General features: G+C 66.8%; 13 protein-coding genes and 1 pseudogene. 13 read left to right on the top strand and 1 reads right to left on the bottom strand.

What is annotated here, in order from left to right:
- Nucleotides 1–14 precede the first annotated feature (14 nt).
- Nucleotides 15–1,022 carry a Gfo/Idh/MocA family protein gene (locus ACQCSX_RS08365; protein WP_427018535.1) on the top strand — a complete coding sequence of 336 codons (1,008 nt, stop codon included), beginning with the start codon at nt 15–17 and terminating at the stop codon, nt 1,020–1,022.
- Nucleotides 1,023–1,220: 198 nt separating this feature from the next.
- Here the strand turns inward: ACQCSX_RS08365 and ACQCSX_RS08360 are convergent, their stop codons facing one another.
- A complete protein-coding gene (locus ACQCSX_RS08360; RefSeq protein WP_427018534.1) occupies nt 1,221–2,795 on the bottom strand; it encodes an IS1182 family transposase in 1,575 nt (524 codons plus the stop codon).
- Nucleotides 2,796–3,064: 269 nt separating this feature from the next.
- Between ACQCSX_RS08360 and ACQCSX_RS08355 the strand changes: the two genes are divergently transcribed.
- The 12 genes and pseudogenes from ACQCSX_RS08355 to uidB all read left to right on the top strand — a co-directional run bounded on the left by ACQCSX_RS08355 (nt 3,065) and on the right by uidB (nt 18,492).
- A complete protein-coding gene (locus ACQCSX_RS08355; protein WP_427019012.1) occupies nt 3,065–3,925 on the top strand; it encodes an ABC transporter substrate-binding protein in 861 nt (286 codons plus the stop codon).
- On the top strand, nt 3,922–4,953 hold the full coding sequence (locus ACQCSX_RS08350; protein ID WP_427019011.1) for an ABC transporter substrate-binding protein: 1,032 nt from the start codon (nt 3,922–3,924) through the stop codon (nt 4,951–4,953). Before ACQCSX_RS08355 ends, ACQCSX_RS08350 begins: the two co-directional genes overlap by 4 nt.
- A 78-nt stretch (nt 4,954–5,031) precedes the next feature.
- Entirely contained in the window at nt 5,032–5,973 is a 942-nt protein-coding gene (locus tag ACQCSX_RS08345) for an ABC transporter permease (RefSeq protein ID WP_427018533.1), read from the top strand.
- Entirely contained in the window at nt 5,970–7,814 is a 1,845-nt protein-coding gene (locus ACQCSX_RS08340) for a dipeptide/oligopeptide/nickel ABC transporter permease/ATP-binding protein (RefSeq protein WP_427018532.1), read from the top strand. Before ACQCSX_RS08345 ends, ACQCSX_RS08340 begins: the two co-directional genes overlap by 4 nt.
- On the top strand, nt 7,811–8,713 hold the full coding sequence (locus tag ACQCSX_RS08335; protein ID WP_427018531.1) for an ATP-binding cassette domain-containing protein: 903 nt from the start codon (nt 7,811–7,813) through the stop codon (nt 8,711–8,713). Before ACQCSX_RS08340 ends, ACQCSX_RS08335 begins: the two co-directional genes overlap by 4 nt.
- A gap of 44 nt (nt 8,714–8,757) precedes the next feature.
- A complete protein-coding gene (locus ACQCSX_RS08330; protein ID WP_427018530.1) occupies nt 8,758–9,624 on the top strand; it encodes a sugar phosphate isomerase/epimerase family protein in 867 nt (288 codons plus the stop codon).
- Nucleotides 9,561–10,847, top strand: a pseudogene (locus ACQCSX_RS08325) (Gfo/Idh/MocA family protein). The gene ACQCSX_RS08330 and the pseudogene ACQCSX_RS08325 overlap by 64 nt, the downstream one beginning before the upstream one ends.
- 51 nt (nt 10,848–10,898) lie before the next feature.
- On the top strand, nt 10,899–11,960 hold the full coding sequence (locus ACQCSX_RS08320; protein WP_427018529.1) for a LacI family DNA-binding transcriptional regulator: 1,062 nt from the start codon (nt 10,899–10,901) through the stop codon (nt 11,958–11,960).
- A 65-nt stretch (nt 11,961–12,025) separates the two neighbouring features.
- A complete protein-coding gene (gene uxaC / locus ACQCSX_RS08315; RefSeq protein WP_427018528.1) occupies nt 12,026–13,462 on the top strand; it encodes a glucuronate isomerase in 1,437 nt (478 codons plus the stop codon).
- Entirely contained in the window at nt 13,459–14,880 is a 1,422-nt protein-coding gene (locus ACQCSX_RS08310) for a mannitol dehydrogenase family protein (protein ID WP_427018527.1), read from the top strand. The genes uxaC and ACQCSX_RS08310 overlap by 4 nt, the downstream gene beginning before the upstream one ends.
- Before the next feature lie 236 nt (nt 14,881–15,116).
- Nucleotides 15,117–16,904 (top strand): beta-glucuronidase, encoded by a 1,788-nt coding sequence (gene uidA, locus ACQCSX_RS08305; RefSeq protein WP_427018526.1) that lies wholly within the window; start codon nt 15,117–15,119, stop codon nt 16,902–16,904.
- 91 nt (nt 16,905–16,995) lie between these two features.
- Complete coding sequence (uidB, locus tag ACQCSX_RS08300; protein ID WP_427018525.1) at nt 16,996–18,492, top strand: glucuronide transporter; 1,497 nt, start codon at nt 16,996–16,998, stop codon at nt 18,490–18,492.
- Nucleotides 18,493–18,510 lie beyond the last annotated feature (18 nt).

Genomic DNA, 18,510 nt, shown 5'->3' with positions numbered 1-18,510 from the left:
CAAAAGGAGCAGTTATGCCAAAGGTGGCAGTAATTGGTTGTGGAGATGTCTCGAGCGTGCACTTTGATGCCATCGGGGACCATCCCGAGGCAGAACTGGTGGCCGTATGCGATCCGGATCAGGAACGGCTGGCCAAAGCCGTGGCCGCCTACGGTGTCCCCGGGTATGTGGACCACCGGGCGTTGCTGGCCGAGGTCCGGCCGGAGGTGGTCCACATCTGCACCCCGCACAACACGCACGTCGACCTGGCCGTCGATGCGCTGGCAGCGGGCGTGAACGTGATCCTGGAGAAGCCGTTGGCCCACACTCTGGCGGCGGGGGAGCGGTTGGTGGAGGCGGCGCAGGCCAGCACCGCCCGGATCGGGATCTGCTTCCAGAACAGGTACAACGCCCCCGTGCAGGAAATGCAGCGGCTACTGGCCACCGGATCCCTGGGGCGGGTGCTCGGCGCGTCCGCGACGGTGATGTGGAGCCGGACCGCCGAGTACTACCTTGACCGGCCCTGGCGGGGGACCTGGGCGGGCGGCGGCGGTGGTCTGATGATGAACCAGGCCATCCACACCCTGGACCTGCTCCAGTGGCTGGTGGGGGAGGTGGATTCCGTGTCCGGCGGGGCCTGCACCCGCACGCTGGGGGATGCGATCGAGGTTGAAGACACAGCGGACCTGGCGCTCACCCACACGAATGGCGCGCGGAGCGTGTTCTACGCGACCCTCTCCAATGCGGTCAATGCGCCGGTGACCCTGGACATCAGCACCGAGAAGGCCCGCTTGAGCCTGCGCGATGATCTGACTGTCACTTACGACGACGGCCGGGTGGAGGTCACGCCCGAGCGGGCCGCCGTCTCGGGCGGCCGAGGCTATTGGGGCGTCTCGCATGCCCTGCTGATCGGGGACTTCTACGCCCAGCTGGGCCAGGAGGGCCCCTTCTGGATCGATCCGGCGGAGGCGGCAAAGTCGCTACGCATCATCAAGGTCCTCTACCGGCAGAGCTATCCGGCAGCGGTTGGCACCGTCTCCTAGGAGTGCGCTGAACAAGGGGCAATTCGGGCCGCGGGTTTCGCTTTCGCATCCTTTCCGGAGCCTTTAGCGGCCCGCTCGGGGTCTCCTTTCTGGGCGCCGGAAATCTGGTGCTTGGATTTCGCGGGGCTTGTACGTCCATCCGGGGCTCGCCGCGGCTTGGATTTGGGCGGGGACGGTGGCTGGGTCCCTTTCCGGGTCTTATCCCAGGGCCCAGGCCCCGGTTTCGCGGGTGAGGCCCATGTTCAGGAGTCGCCGGAGGTTCAGCGCGGCGGTGCGGACCTGCAGCCAGGCGTTGTTCTTTTCCACGCCCCGGTATCTCAGGGCCCGGTTGCCTCCGGCGACCAGCCAGCCGATGGACCGTTCCACCAGGGGCCGGTAGGCCCGGTAGTCGTGCCGGAACCCGGGCTCGAGGGCGGCGGCCCGGTGGGCGCGCTGCCGTGCGTGGTGGACGGTGATGACGACCTTGCGCCCGCCCTTGGCCGTGGTGCATTGCTCACGCAGCGGGCAGGCCTTGCAGGCGGTGCCGAAGTTCACGTTGCCTCTGGCGCTGATGGTTCGCACCTCACCTTTGGGGCAGGTGAGCGTGTTCTTGTCTTCGTCGTGGGTGAAGTCGTCCAGGTCGTAGCCGCCGGGCACTGCCGGGCGCAGCGGCCTGGGCTTGACCAGCCCCTGGTGCCCGGCCCCGTCGAGGTGTTCGAGCATGGCCCCGGAGCCGTAGGCCGAGTCCCCAAGCACCTGGTAATCCGTGCCATCGTCCTTCATGCTCGGGTCGCTGCCCAGCAGCTCGATCCCGGCTTCCGCGTCGCTGGAACCGGGGCCGGCGGCCCGGGTCATCACGGCGCTGGTGTAGAGCCCGGTTTCCGGTTCGGCAATGATGTGTCCCTTGAACCCGTCCATCATCACCGAGCGGGACTTGTGCGCGTGCCTGGCCTCGGGATCCACGATGGAGACCATCCGGTCCCGGGCGACCTTCCGGGCGATCCGCCACCGCCCGTCGGTGCCGTCGGAACCCTCGGCCGGCTCCACGTCCTGGCCCGAAACCAACGCCAGCAGCATGTAGGTTTGCGCCTGCGGCGAGTCTTCTTCCAGGGTGACGGGATCCACCGCGCCAAGCAGGGCCAGGGCGTCGGTGACCAGCCCCGAGAGCAGGGCGTCCTTCGCTTCCTTGTCGTCCCAGGCGATGTCCGGCTTGCCCACATGCGAGTAATCGTAGGAGGTCGCGTGGACCGCCATGAGCGTGGCCCCGTGCTCCATGGCCCTGCCGAAACGGCGGATCACGGCAATCAGCTGGGTGATGGTGTCCTGCCGGGCCACCGCATCGGCGAACACGGTCGAATCCACCGCCCGGCGGTGCCGGCCGGTGAGGACCCCGGTCGCGGTGATGACCTGGGCGACGGCTTCGGTGATGCGGTGCGGGTTGCTGCTGCCGCGCAGGCGGTTGCGCCAATGCACCAGCGCCGTGGGATGGAACGCGGTCTCGGTCAGCCCGTACCCGCAGGCGGCCTTCCACCGCAGGTCAAAGGTCAAGGCTTCGGCCGTGGCCCGGTCCGACAAACCCTCCAGGGCCTGCAGGACCAGGACGGTGCCGATGACGCCGGCCGGGATCGAGGGCCTGCCCCGCTTGGAGGGAAACAGGTCCTCCATCATCGAGTCCGGGAAAAGCTCCGAGCGGTGCCCGGCCAGAAACGCGTAGGCACTCCCCGGGGCCAACAGCTCCCCGGCCAGCGCCTCCACATCCAAATACCCGCGCTGGGCCTCTTCAATTCCTTGCATGCATCCAGTCTTAAGGACCAGGACCCGAAGTCCAGCAGGCGCGCCTTAAACCATCCAAATTGTTCAGCAGTGTCCTAGGGCCAGTCTGCAACACCGCAACAACCGGTTGTGCGGCACACGAGCGTGGCATCCAACCGATTGTTGCGGCAATTTGTCGCGTGGGTGACAACGAAAAAGACCAATTGTGAAAATAGTTTTGACAATCGGTTGCCAACAGATGCCATCGTCAGTAACCTAGAGCAGACGCAGCTAAATGTGGCCCGCGCCACATGGACCATCTGCGGATCCCGTTCTTCCCGTCCTTGGTTCCAAGGACGTTCCCCAACAAGGAGCCAACAATGAAGTTTGGTCCAAAGGCCGCGGTAGTCGCGGCTATTGCGGCAACCACGCTTGCCCTTGCAGCCTGCGGCGGCGGCACCAGCGGCGGCGCCGGCGGCACCGCACCGGCGGCAGCAACGTCGCTGACCCTGGGCAGCGTCAACGATATTAAGTCGTTCGATCCCATTGATGCCCACATCGGGCACTTTATGCCCTTCTTCCAGTCCGCCTACGACACACTCATCCTCCGCGCACCGGACGGCAAGCTCACTCCGATGCTGGCCACCAAGTGGGAATACAATGCGGACAACACTGTGCTGACGCTGAGCCTGCGCACGGACGTCACCTTCAGCGATGGCACCAAGTTCGACGCCGCGGCTGCCAAAGCCAATCTGGACCACTTCAAGGAAGCCAAGGGCACCGACGCGTACCAGGTTGCCTCGCTGAAGAGCGTCGCCGTCGTGGACCCGGCCACCATTGCCATCACCCTCAACGCCCCCGACCCCCCCCCCCCCCCCCCCCCCCCCCCCCCCCCCCCCCCCCCCCCCCCCCCCCCCCCCCCCCCCCCCCCCCCCCCCCCCCCCCCCCCCCCCCCCCCCCCCCCCCCCCCCCCCCCCCCCCCCCCCCCCCCCCCCCCCCCCCCCCCCCCCCCCCCCCCCCCCCCCCCCCCCCCCCCCCCCCCCCCCCCCCCCCCCCCCCCCCCCCCCCCCCCCCCCCCCCCCCCCCCCCCCCCCCCCCCCCCCCCCCCCCCCCCCCCCCCCCCCCCCCCCCCCCCCCCCCCCCCCCCCCCCCGGCCTTCGCCTACTACCTGACCCAGGCCGCCGGCCTGGTCGCCAGCCCGAAGGCGATCGGCACGGACGGCATCAAGACCGCCCCCGACGGGTCCGGCCCGTATGTGCTGGACACGAAGAACACCGTCAAGGGCTCGCAGTACGTCTTCACCAAGCGCGACGGCTACTGGAACAAGGACCTGCAGAAGTTCGACAAGATCACCATCAAGTACCTCGTGGACCTGACGGCACGCACCAACGCCCTGGTCTCGGGCCAGATCGATGCGGCCCTGCTGGACCCCAAGACGGGCAAGCAGGCCGAGGGCTCCGGCATGGTGCTGAACAAGAGCCAGGTCGACTGGCAGGGCATCCTGCTTTACGACCGGGACGGGAAGATCACCCCGGAACTGGCCAACGTCAAGGTCCGCCAGGCCATCAACTACGCCTTTGACCGCAAGACCATCCTGGACCAGCAGTTCCTGGGCCAGGGCACCGTGACCAACCAGGTCTTCGGCCCGGAGAGCGGCGCCTATGTGCCGGCCCTGGACACCATGTACCCCTACGACCCGGCCAAGGCCAAGTCGCTGCTGGCCGAGGCCGGCTACCCGAACGGCTTTACCCTGAAGATTCCCACGGTTGCGGCCTTTGACCCGATCAACGCCGTGTTCAAGCAGCAGCTGGCCGATGTCGGCATCACCCTGGTGCCTGAAACGATTCCGCCCGCCAACCTCGTTGCCGACATGGCCGCCGGCAAGTACTCCGCAGGCACCTTCCAGCTCTACCAGGGCGAGCCCTGGGTGGCCATCAACCAGATGGTCTCCACCACCGCGCTGTACAACCCGTTCAAGAACAGCACCGATGAGCTGAAGACCCTGATCGGCGCCGTTCAGAACGGTGGCGGCAACAGCTCGGAGCTGGCCAAGAAGGTCAACCAGTACATCACCGAGAATGCCTGGTTTGTCCCGATGTACCGCCTGAACCAGATGTACTACTCCAACAAGAAGATCACCGTGACGCCGCAGCTGCAGCAGGCAGTTCCGTCCATCTACAACTACGCACCGGCGAAGTAGCCACGCGATCCGCCGGGGAGCGGGCCTCCCGCTCCCGGGCTGTCCCACTTATCTGACATACTCCCACTGGAGCGAGTAATGGTTACGTTCATTCTTCGAAAAATAGCCGCAGGCATTGTTGTGCTGGCCGCCATATCCTTCCTCACATATTTCCTGCTCTACTTTTCGTCCGCGAACATTGCGCGCAACATTTTGGGCGAGTTCGCCAGCCAGGAGCAGGTGCAGGCCAAAGAGATAGAGCTCGGCCTCGACCAGCCGCTCCTGGCACGGTTCTTCGGCTGGGCCTCTCATGCCATCACCGGCGACCTCGGCACGTCATGGTTCACCTCCGAGGGTGTGGGGCAGGCACTCATGAGCCGGCTGCCCATCACCCTGACCCTGGTGGTGGTGGCCATCATCCTGATCGCCATCTGCGCCACCATCCTGGGCATGGCCGCAGCCGTCAAGCGCGGCTGGATCGACCGCGTGGTCCAGACGGCCGCCATCGTGGGCGATGCCATCCCCGGCTTTGTGCTGGCCATCATCCTGGTCACCCTCTTTGCCATCCAGCTTCAATTCTTCCCGGCCACCAGCTCCATTGCCCCTGATTCCGGGGCGCCGGCCTGGGTTGCCTCCCTGACCCTGCCGGTGATCGCCCTGCTGATCAACGGCGTGACGGGAGGCGCCCAGCAGATCCGCAGCGCGGTGATCAAGCAGCTGGAAAAGGATTACGTGCGCACGTTGCGCAGCCGCGGCATCAGCGAACGGGAGATCCTCTTCAAGCACGTGCTGCGCAGCGCCGCCCCCGCCGGCCTGACCGTGTTGAGCCTGCAGTTCATCGGCATGCTCGGCGGTGTGGTCATCATCGAGCAGATCTTTGCGCTGCCCGGCATGGGCGCCCTGGCCGTCCAGTCCACCACCATGGGGGACATCCCCCTGGTCATGGGCGTGGTGCTGTACATCGTCATCATCGTCATCATCGTCAACCTGCTGGTGGATCTCATCAACGGTTGGCTCAATCCCAAGGTGCGTGTCTCATGAGCGAGCCAATCCAACTCACCCCGGCCCTGACCGGGCAGAGCGGCACGGTGGTCCGCTCCCACCCCATCAAGCGGGTGCTCAAGAACCCACTGGGCATCGTGGCCATTGCCATCTTGGCTGTCATGATCGTGCTGGGGGTGCTGGCCAATGTGCTGGCCCCCTTCGAGCCGAATTTTGCCAACATCGGCAAGACCCTGGCTCAGCCCGACGCCGTGAACCTCTTGGGCACGGACAGCGTGGGGCGCGACGTCTGGAGCCGGCTCGTCTTCGGTGCGCGAACCACGCTGCTGTCCGCCCTGCTGTGTGCCGCCGTCGCTGTGGTCATCGGGCTGCCCACCGGCCTGATCGCCGGCTACTACGGCGGCAAGTTCGACTCCGTGGCAAACTGGGTGGTCAACATCCTGATGAGCCTTCCGGGCATCATCGTGCTGCTGACCGTCCGCGCGGCGCTGGGTCCCTCGGTCTGGATCTCCATGGTTGCCTTCGGCATCCTGATCAGCCCCGGCTTCTTCCGCCTGACCCGGACCTCCGTCCAGGCCGTGCGCAACGAGCTCTACGTCGACGCCGCCCGGGTGGCAGGCCTCAGCGACGCCGCCATCATTTCGCGCCACATCTTCTCGGTGGTCCGGGCACCGATCATCATCCAGACCTCCATGGTGTGCGGTGTTGCCATTGCGATTCAGTCGGGTCTGGAATTCCTGGGCCTGGGTGATTCCTCGGTGGCCACATGGGGTGTGATGCTCAACGAGGGCTTCAAGAACGTCTACCTCAGTCCCACGCTGCTGCTCTGGCCCGCGCTGGCCATCGGCCTGACCATTGGTGCGCTGGTGCTGCTGGGCAATGCCATCCGGGACGCACTGGAAGATGCCGCCAAGGTCAAGGCCCCCAAGAAGCTGCCGGAGCCCGTTGGAACAGCGCCGGCCGGCACGGCGGCGGAGCCCAGCACCCGGGCCAGCCGCAAGTCTGTTGCAGCCGTAGAATCGGGCACCGAACACCATCTGGTGAAGGTCTCACACCTGGGCGTGGGCTACCCGCAGGCCGACGGTTCCATCAAAAAGGTGGTCGATGACGTCTCCTTCCACGTTGACCGCGGCGAGGTGCTGGGCATCGTGGGCGAATCCGGCTCCGGCAAGTCGCAGACCGCGTTCTCCATCCTCGGGCTGCTCCCGGACAATGCACGGATCGTCGCCGGCAGCATCCAGTTCGACGGCAACTACACCGTCGCCCCGGGGGACGACAGGGTGAACCAGGGCCGGCTTTCGCCGCTGCGCGGCAAGCGGATCTCCTACATCCCCCAGGAGCCCATGTCCAACCTGGACCCGGCGTTCACCATCGGCTACCAGCTGGTGACCCCGATGATGCGGGTGCTGGGGATCTCCAAGCAGGAGGCCACCAAGCGGGCGCTGAAACTGCTCGCCGACGTCGGCATCCTCTACCCAGACCGCACGTTCAAGGCGTACCCGCACGAGGTCTCCGGCGGCATGGCCCAGCGTGTCCTCATCGCCGGCGCCATCAGCTGCGAGCCCGACCTGATCATCGCGGACGAGCCCACCACCGCCCTTGACGTCACGGTTCAGGCCGATGTCCTGGACCTGATCCGCGACCTGCAGCGCCGGCTCAACGTGGGCGTCATCTTGGTCACGCACAACTTCGGCGTCGTGTCCGACCTTTGCGACCGCGTGGTCGTCATGCAGAACGGCCGGCTGGTCGAGGAGGGGCCGGTGCGCGAGATCCTGCGCAACCCGGCCGACCCCTACACCCAGAAACTCCTGGGGTCCATGCTGGAGGGCAAGGAGCCCATGACAATGCTCGTCACATCGGGCACGGAGGCAGCACTGTGAGCACAGCCCAGAACCGCCAGAGCGCGGCACAGGAGAAGGCCGGCAACCTGCTGACCGTGGATTCGCTGGTGGTGGACTACCCCACCAAGCACTTCCGGGCCAGGCCGTTCCGGGCCCTGACGGACATCAACATCTCCATCAAACCGGGGGAAACCCTGGGCCTGGTGGGGGAGTCCGGCTCGGGCAAGACCACGCTCGGCCGAGCCGTGCTGGGGCTGGCGCCCGTCACACAGGGCACCATCACCTTTGACGGCAAGGACATCAGCCATGCCACCCGAAAGGAGCGCCGGGCCCTCAGCCGAGACCTGCAGGTGGTGTTCCAGGACCCGTACACCTCGCTGAACCCATCGCTGGAGATCGGCGACATCCTGGCAGAGCCGCTGGGAGTCCAGGGCCAGTCCCCGGCACAGGCCAGGGCCCGGGTCAGGGAACTGCTGGACCAGGTGGGGCTGCCTTCCGACGCCATCAACCGGCTGCCCCGCGAGTTCAGCGGCGGCCAGCGCCAGCGCGTGGCGATTGCCCGGGCCCTGGCGCTGTCCCCGAAGCTGATTGTCTGCGACGAGCCGGTGAGTGCCCTTGACCTCTCCACCCAGGCCGTGGTGCTGGATTTGTTCCTGCAGATCCAGCGCGACACAGGCGTCTCCTACCTTTTTGTCTCCCACGACCTGGACGTGGTGCGGCACATCAGCCATCGCGTTGCCGTCATGTACCACGGTGGAATCGTGGAGCAGGGCCCGGCCGCCGTCGTGACCCGGGACCCGGAACACCCCTACACCCAGCGGCTGCTGCTTGCCTCGCCGGTGCCGGACCCGGACCGGCAGGAACAGCGCCGCGCCGACAGGCACCGGCTGCTGGAACTGCAGCGCCAAACCACTGAGCAGGCGGGCGTGGCCGTCTGATCGACGGGACCGCACGCAACAACCGGAACCACCAACAGGAGGAAATGAGCATGGCAAAAATCGGTGTACAGGCAATGATGCTGCGCGAGAGCTTCGCGGAGGCGGGCGCCTTCGAGACGCTGCGCAAGGTCAATGCGATCGGCTACAACGCCGTCGAGATTTCACAGATCGAGATGAACGAGGCCAACGTCTCCGAGTTGGAGAAATCGCGCACGGAGCTTGGCATCGACATTGCGGCCCTGTCGGTAGCGGTGGAGAAGCCGGTGGGCCGGCCGGGGGAGTCGCTGCGGGACGATTTCGCGAAGATTGTCGACGACGCCAAGCGCCTGGACAGCAAACTGCTGCGCATCGGCATGCTTCCCTTTTCCGCCATGTCCTCCATCGAGGCCGTCATTGACTTCGCCAAGGAGGCGAACGGCTACGCCGAGCAGCTCGCGGAGCACGGCATCGGCCTGTACTACCACAACCACCACATTGAGTTCGCGAAATTCGGCGGCAAGTACATGCTGGACATCATTGCGGACAACTCCGCGGCCATGGGCATGGAACTGGACGTCCACTGGGTCCAGCGCGGCGGCCTGGACCCGGTGCGCACCATCGAAAAGTATGCCGGCCGCACGGCCATGGTCCACCTGAAGGATTACCGGATCGGCGCGCTCGCTCCGGAGGCCTTCGGCAAGCTGGAAACCGGAGACATTGCCGGCTTCATGGCGGAGTTCAAGGACGTGGTGCAGTTTGCCGAGGTGGGCGAGGGCAACCTTGACTTCGCCTCCATCGTCCCCGCCGCGCAGGCGGCCGGGGCGCAGTACATGCTGGTGGAGCAGGACGAGCTGTATGGGCGGACCGTATGGGATGCGCTGCAGACCTCCTACGACAACCTGATCGGCCTGGGGTTCAAGGACCTGTTCTAACCTGTCGAGACCCCTCACCGAATACTGAATTTCTGCAACGAAACGGAGCAACACCCATGAGCAACAAGGTACGCCTCGGCATCATCGGCCTGGGCCAGCAGGGCGGCATGTACGCCAAGTTCATCACCGACGGGCAGGTGCCCAACATGGTCATCGGCGCCATCGCCGACACCGACCCGGCGAAGCGGGAAGTGGCCGCCGCGACCTATCCCGGCGTCCCGGTCTATGAGGACTATGTGGCGCTGCTGGAAAGCGGGGATGTCGATGCCATCGTCACCTGTGTCCCGCACTTCCTGCACCCGGAAATGGGCATTGCCGCCCTGCAGCGCAACATCCACGCCCTGGTGGAGAAGCCGGCCGGCGTCTACACCAAGCAGGTCAAGGAGCTCAACGAGTTTGCCGCCAGCAAGCCTGAGCTCTCCTTTGGGATCATGTTCAACCAGCGCAACAACCCGCTGTACAAGCGCCTGAAGGAGATTGTCGACAACGGCGAGATCGGCAACATCCTGCGCACCAACTGGATCATCACCACCTGGTGGCGTCCGCAGGGCTACTACGACTCCAGCGCCTGGCGCGCCACCTGGGGCGGAGAGGGCGGCGGCGTCCTGGTCAACCAGGCACCGCACCAGCTGGACCTGTGGCAGTGAATCTGCGGCGTGCCGAAATCCGTCTTCGCCAAGGTCTCCTACGGCTTCCGCCGCGACATCGCCGTCGAAGACGAGGTCACCGCCGTCGTCGACTACGGCAACGGCGCGACCGGAACATTCGTCACCGCCACGCACGACATGGTGGGCACGGACCGGTTCGAGATCCTCGGCGACGCCGGCAAGATTGTGGTCGAGGGCTCCAAGACGGCCACCGTGACCCGGCTGAAGAAGACCGAGCGCGAGATCAGCAACTCCATGGACATGGGCGATGTCATGAAACTGTTCACCGGCCAGCTGGATATGGACGACTACCGGACCACCGAGGTCATCGAGTTCGAGTCCGCCTGGGGTGCCCAGCATGCCGGCGTGCTGGAGAACTTCGCCGCCAATGTCCTGGACGGGACGCCGCTGCTGGCTCCGGGCTCGGACGGCATCAACGGTGTCCGGCTGGCCAACGCCATCCACCTTTCCAGCTGGAAGGGCGAGGAAGTGGGCCTGGACTTCGACGAGGACGAGTTCCTGGACCTGTTGAACAAGCGCATCGGCGAAGAGGGCAAGTTCCCCACACGCGGCTAGCGGTTGCCAGAAATCAGCTGCCATCGTGCCTTCGCGGGTACGATGGCAGCTGTGACCAATGCCGCTCAGAACCCAGGCCAGGACGTTCCCCCTCCCCGCGGGGCCGTGCCGCGCACGCCCAAGGCTGCGCCCACCATCTACGACATTGCCGAAATGGCCGGTGTGAACCCCTCCACCGTGTCGCGGGCGCTGAGCAAACCGGGCCGGGTGAGCGCCAAGACCCAGAAACTGATCGAAGATGCCGCCGCGGCGCTGAACTACCGGGTCAACGTCTTTGCCCGTGCACTGCCCACCGGCCGCACCCACACCGTTGGCCTGATCGTCTCCGACATCACCAACCCGGCGTTCTTCGACGTCATCCGCGGTGCCGAATCCGCCGCCGCCGAGCACAACTACACCCTGGTGCTGGCCGAGTCCGCCGAGTCCGCCGAGATGGAGCTGACCACCGCCCAGCGGATGATGGCCAACGTGGACGGCATCATCCTGGCCAGCCCGCGACTCTCCGATGAGGACATCCGGGAACTGGCCACGCAAAAGCCCACCAGCGTCATCAACCGGTTTGTCGACGGCGTCCACTCGGTGGTGGCCGACACGGAGCCCGGGGTCACCGCCGCCGTGCGGCATCTGGTGGCCATGGGCCACACCCGACTGGCCTACGTTGCCGGCCCCGAGCGGTCCTGGATGTCGGCCCGCCGCTGGGAGAGCATCCGGGCCCGCTGCGAATGGTCCTCCCTCGGCGTCTCCATGGTTGCCTCGGGCGTGCCCACTGTCGACGGCGGCCGCCGGGCCGCGGCAGCGGTGCGGGCCAGCGGGGCGACGGCGGTGTTCTGCTACAACGACCTCATGGCCATCGGCCTGATGCAGGAGCTCCAGCAGGCCGGTCTGCTGGTTCCCGACGACGTGAGCATCCTGGGCTTCGACAACATCTTCGGTTCCGATTTCACCACGCCGCCGCTGTCCACCATCAAATCCCCGCTGCGCGCCTCCGGCGAGGCGGCACTGCTGCGGATCCTGGCCGATCTGGACAACCGTGCCGAGGCGCCCGAGGCCGAACTGCTCAGCACCGAACTGGTGCTGCGCGGATCCACCGGACGAGCCCCCGCACAGCCCTGAAAAATACCCTGGCAACTTTTTGGCAACCGGTTGACAAACGACGGCCGTGGGCCGACGATTGATCTATGTCACAGTCACCTTCATCAGCGCCGATGGCAGCTGACCCCAACCGGCTTTTGCCCGCCGATCCCGGAACGCGCAGCATTGCCCGCGAACTCCTGAGCCTGGTCGAGGACCTGCCCATCATTTCCCCGCACGGGCATGTGGAGGCGGCGATGATCCTCAACGACACCCCGTTCAGCGACCCGGCCACGCTGCTCGTCAGCCCCGACCACTACGTCACCCGCCTCATCCACGCCAACGGCACACCGCTGGAGCGGCTGCGGATGGGCGGCACCACCGCCGTCGAGCCCCGTGAATCCTGGCGCGAATTCGCCAAGGCCTGGCCGTTGTTTGACGGCACGGCGTCCGGCTACTGGATCCGCGACGAGTTTGCCAACGTCTTCAAGCTGGACCTCGGCGCGCTGGACCGCGACCAGAGCGACGCGACCGCCGATGCCCTCTACGACCAGCTCCAGGCCCGGTTGCAGGAGCCCGGCTTCCGGCCGCGGCAGCTGTTCAAGGACTTCAACCTGGAGGTCATGGCCACCACGGACGATCCCCTGGATGACCTCGGCGCCCATGCCGCACTGGCCGCGGATCCCACCTTTGGCGGCCGGGTGCTGCCGACGTTCCGCCCCGATGCCTACATCAAGTTCCACGGCGCCGGCTGGGCCGAGAAGGTCCAGCGGCTGATTGCCGAGGCCGGCGAGGGCGGGGGCGGCTACGCCGGCTACATCCGCGCGCTGGAGAACCGCCGGCAGTACTTCGTGGAGCACGGGGCGGTGTCCGCGGACCACGGCTCGCGCACCGCGATGACGCTGAAGATCGATGCCTCCACCGCCGAGGCGCTGTTCGAGAAGGCGCTGCGCGGGGAGGCCACGGCGGCCGACGCCGACGTCTTCGAGGCGCACATGATGTACGAGATGGCGCGGATGTCCGTGGCCGACGGCCTGGTCATGACGCTGCACCCGGGCGTTTTCCGCAACCACCACCAGGCCACGTTCAACCGCTTCGGTGCCGACACCGGCCACGACATCCCCTTTGCCGTGACCTACACCGAGGCCCTGCGCCCGCTGCTGGCGGACTTCGGCACGGAACCTGGCTTCCACTTCATCCCGTTCACCATCGATGAAACCGTGTTCTCCCGCGAGATCGCGCCTCTCGCCGGTTTCTACCCGGCCGTGTTCATCGGCGCGCCGTGGTGGTTCCTGGACGCCCCCGACGCCATGATGCGTTTCCGGGGTGCCGTGACGGAAACCGCCGGTTTCTCCCGGTCCTCTGGATTCATCGACGACACCCGGGCGTTCTGCTCCATTCCGGCCCGGCACAACACCTCTCGCCGTGTGGAGGCCAGCTTCCTGGCCCGCCTGGTGGCCGAGCACCGGGTCTCGGAGGAACGCGCCCGTTCCATCATCGTTGACATCGTCGACGCCGCACCCCGAAGGGCCTTCAAGCTATGAGCACGCAGCCGTTGAACCGCACCACCTTTGCCGCCGGTCCGCCGGCTCCGGTGCGCATCGTCCACTTGGGCCTCGGGGCCTTCCATCGCGCGCACCAGGCGTGGTACACCCAGCAGGCGGATCCGGCCCGGGAGTGGGGCATTGCGTCCTTCACCGGCCGCCGCCCCGACGCGGCCCTCGCGCTGGCCGCCCAGGACGGGCTGTACACGCTGATCGAGCGCTCCGGCGACGGCGATTCGTTCGAGGTCATCTCCAGCATCGTTGAAGCGAACGACGGCGCCGACGTCGCCCGGCTGTGCGAGCTGGTGGCCGATCCTGCGACGGCCATTGCCACGCTGACCATCACCGAGGCCGCGTACCGGCTGGGCGCCGACGGGACCCTCGACGCCACGCACCCGGACATTGCCGCGGACATCGCGCTGCTCCGCGGCGTCGTGGCCGGCGCGGATAGCGCCAGCTGGGCGGCAACGCCCACCGGGCGCCTGGTCCAGGCCCTCGACGCGCGGCGTCGCTCCGGCGCCGGTGCGTTCGCCGTCGTCTCCTGCGACAACCTCTCCAGCAACGGGGAAGCGGCCAAGGCTGCCATCGGCGGCCTGGCCGTTGCGGTCGACGGCGGCCTGGCGGAGTGGATTGGCGCCAACGTCAGCTTTGTCTCCAGCTCCATCGACCGGATCACCCCGCGCACCACCGACGCCGAGGTGGAACTGGTGGCAACCGCCACCGGGTTCACCGATTCCTCGCCCGTGGTCACCGAGCCGTTCCGCGACTGGGTCCTGAGCGGATCCTTCCCCGCGGGCCGGCCAGCTTGGGAAGACGCCGGTGCGGTGTTCGTCGAGGACATCGAGCCCTTCGAAAACCGAAAGCTCTGGCTGCTCAACGGTGCCCACTCGCTGCTGGCCTATGCCGGCTCGCAGCGCGGGCATGCCACGGTGGCCCAGGCGCTGGCGGACCCCGTGTGCGCGCAGTGGGTGGAGGACTTCTGGAACGAGGCCGAGGCCAACCTCCCGGCCGAGGGGCTGGGCATTCCGGCCTACCGGGTAGCCCTGCTCGGGCGCTTTGCCAACACCCGCATTGCCCACCACCTGGCACAGATTGCCATCGACGGATCCTCCAAGTTGCGCATGCGCGCCGTGCCGGTGTTCAACGCCGAGCGTGCCCAGGGCCGCAGCGGGGACGCCGCGGCAACGATGGTGGCCGCCTGGGTTGCCTTCCTGCGCAGTGCCAACAGCGGGGGCGTCGAGATCAAGGACGCCGCCGCCGGCCAACTGGGTGCCGCCCTCGAGCTGGGCCCCGACGAGGGCCTGCGCGCACTGCTGGCGGTGCTGGATCCCGCGTGGGCTTCCGATCCCGTGGTCGTGGACCAGCTCAAGGCACGCATCGAGACCCTCACCGCAACGGCGGCGCTGGAGGGCGCCTAACCCTGCGAGTACCCGAAGGCACCCTGCCGCCCGCACCGCGGAGGACGGCAGGGTGCCTTCGGCATGTCCGGGGCGATTCGCGGCGAAAAGACAAAAGATGTGAACGAAAAAGAAATTTCTGGCAATCGGTTGCCAACCGTTGCCGAAAGTGGTTTACTTTTGGTAACGCAGCTCACACGCTCGGCACCTCCTTGGAGGGAGGACGCGAGCGCAAAGAAGCGCACTGAAAGGCAGCCATGCTGAAGCCCCAAAACAGCCCCACCCGCGAACTCGTCAATGTTGACGGGCTCTTTGCCTTCAAGGTGGACTACGACCGCACCGGAGCGCAGGAGCGCTGGTTTGCCGCGGAGCTGGACACCGCCCTGGAAATCGGCGTCCCGTCCAGCTTCAACGACCTCTTCGCCGACCAGGGCATCCGCGACCACGTGGGCTACCTCTGGTACCAGCGCGAGGTCCGTGTGCCGCGCGGCTGGGCCGGGGAACGCATCTTCATTCGTTTGGATTCGGCCACGCACTACGGCGACGTCTACGTCAACGAGGCGCTCGTCGCCAGCCACCAGGGCGGCTACACCCCCTTCGAAGCCGAGATCGCCGGGCACGTCGCCGCGGGGAAGACCTTCCGCCTCACCATCGCCGTCAACAACGAGCTGACCCAGGCCACCATCCCGCCGGGCAGCATCGAGGCCACCTCCGATGGCCGCCGCCAGCAGAAGTACATGCACGATTTCTACAACTACGCGGGCCTGCACCGCTCCGTCTGGCTCTACAGCGCCCCGGCCACCCGGGTCGAGGACATCACCGTCGTCACCGGGTTCGAGGGCGGCACCGGCCGCGTGGACTACACCGCCGCCGTCGCCAACCTCTCCGCCACGGCCGCCGTCTCGGTCCAGGTCTTGGACGCCGCCGGCGCGCTGGTCGCCACGGGCGACGGCGCCGAGGGCGCCGTGGCGATCAACGACGTCGTGCTCTGGCAGCCGGGCGCCGGCTACCTGTACACCCTCGCCGTCCAGGTCCACGACGGCGGGGCGCTGGTGGATGAATACCGGTTGCCATTCGGTGTCCGCACCATAGAGGTGAGCGGGAAGCAGTTCCTGATCAACGGCGAGCCCTTCTACTTCACCGGCTTCGGCATGCACGAGGACCACGTGACGGTGGGCAAGGCCCACAGCAACGCGCAGATGGTCAACGACTTCTCGCTGCTGGAATGGATCGGCGCCAACTCCTTCCGGACCTCGCACTACCCCTACGCGGAAGAGGTCATGGAGTTCGCGGACCGGCACGGCATCGTCGTCATCGACGAGACCCCCGCCGTCGGGCTCAACGGATCCTTCGCCGGCGTCTTCGGCGGCGCCCCGGTGTCCACCTACGGCGAGCATTTCGTCAATGGCGACACCGCCGCCAGCCACCGGGCGGCCATCACCGAGCTGATTGCCCGCGACAAGAACCACCCCAGCGTGGTCATCTGGAGCATCGCCAACGAGCCCAATTCCTCCGAGGCGGGCGCCCGGGACTACTTCGCCCCGCTGGCCCAGCTGGCCCGGGACCTGGACCCGACCCGGCCCGTGGGCTACGTCAACGTCATGTTCGACGATTTCGAAAAGGACACCATCACCGACCTTTTCGACGTGATCATGCTCAACCGCTACTACGGCTGGTACCTGCAAAACGGTGACCTGGCCAGCGCCGAGGCCGTGCTGGAGCGCGAGCTGCTGGGCTGGGAAGCCAAACTGGGCAAACCCATGATCATGGCCGAATACGGCGCTGACACACTGCCCGGATTCCACTCCCTCTACGACCAGCCGTGGAGCGAGGAGTACCAGAGCAAGTTCCTGGCCATGTACCACCGGGTCTTCGACCGGGTCGAGGCCCTGGTGGGCGAACATGTGTGGAACTTTGCCGACTTTGCCACGTCCAACGGCATCATGCGCGTGGACGGCAACAAGAAGGGTGTCTTCACCCGGGACCGCCGCCCCAAGGCCGCGGCCCACGAGCTGCGCGCACGCTGGACGGCCCTGAACAACTAGCCGTCCCGCGCCACAGGCGCACGGCACGCATCAATCAAGCAACATGAGCAACACCTTGCACTTGGGGAAGCGCCGGGTAAAGGAGCCCACGATGACCATGACAAAACACAAGACCACGGCCACGGCGGGGCACACGGCAGGCGGCCCTGCGGCACCGGCCAAGCTGCCCAAAATGAGCATTCTCGGCTACGGCGCCGGCGATGCGGCCAACAACCTGGCCTTCACCACCGCCACCATGTTCCTGCTGCTGTACTACACGGATGTCGCAGGCATCAGCGCGGCCGCGGCGGGAACGCTGCTGCTGGTGGTGCGCATCTTTGATGCGTTCGCCGACGTGCTGGCCGGCCGGGTGGTGGACCGGACCTACCACAAGAAGCTCGGGAAATTCCGCCCGTTCATCATGTTCGGCTCCGTCCCCCTGCTGCTGCTCAGCGTGGCCGCGTTCTCGATCCCGCAGATCGGCCAAAGCGGCATGCTGCTCTGGGCCTACGTCAGCTACGCCCTTCTCGGCCTGGCCTACAGCTTTGTGAACATCCCCTATGGTTCGCTGGCCGGGGCCATGACCCAGGTGGCCGGCGAACGTGCCAAGCTCGCCAGCGCCCGCACCATCGGTGCCGTGGCAGTGGGCTCGTTCCTGGGCATTTTCATCGCCCCGCTGATGAAGGGCGGCGCCAACCTGCAGCCGCTGTTCACCACGCTGACCATTGTGTTCGCCGTCGTCGGCACCGGACTGTACCTGTTCACCGTCTTCACCACCCGGGAGCGGGTGGTGCGCGAGGTCGCCAAGGCGAGCCTCAAGCAGAGCCTGGCCACGCTCAAGGGCAACAAGCCGCTGCTGCTGCTGTGCATCAGCTCCTTCCTGTTCCTGACCGGCCAGCTGGCCGTGGGATCGGTCCAGATCTACTACTTCCGCGACGTCCTGCACTCCCTGCCGCTGTACGCCGTGATGTCCATCATCAACATCTTCCTGACCTTCGGCCTGGCCGCCATCTTGCCGAAGCTGGTGGGCGCCTTCGGAAAGAAGCGCATCTACCTGGCCGCCAGCCTGCTGATGGCTCTGGGTGGCGTGGTGGTCTTCTTCGCACCGGCGAACATGGTGTGGCTGGCCTTCACCGGCGTCATGATCTGCCAGCTGGGCATCACGCTGGTCAACATGCTCGTCTGGGCACTGGAAGCCGACACCGTTGAATTCGGCGAATGGCGGACAGGCATCCGCACCGAGGGCATCACCTACGCCCTGTTCTCCTTCACCCGCAAGACCGGACAGGCCGTGGGCGGCGCGCTCGCTGCCTACGCGCTGGCCTGGGGCGGCTACACGGCCGGCGGCGGAGCCCAGACCGAGCACGCCCTGCTGGGCATCCGCGCCGGCGCCGGATTGCTGCCGCTGGTCTTCGCGGTGCTGGCCCTGGTGGTCATGCTCGCCTACCCGCTGACCGATGCCAAGCACAAGGAAATCGTGGCCGACATCACCGCCCGCCGTGCCGACCGGCTCGAGGCTTCCCGCCGCGAGGAAGCCGAGGCCGCCGGCCAGAGGGCAGCCCAGGGCCCCGACGCCACGCCGGCGCAGCCCGAACACCCGTCCAACTAGCACCTAGCACCCACCCAC

Source organism: Pseudarthrobacter sp. P1 (assembly GCF_050156935.1).
Taxonomy (GTDB): domain Bacteria; phylum Actinomycetota; class Actinomycetes; order Actinomycetales; family Micrococcaceae; genus Specibacter.
The sequence above is the reverse complement of the archived record's forward strand: the minus strand, read 5'-3'. Positions and strand labels throughout refer to the sequence as shown.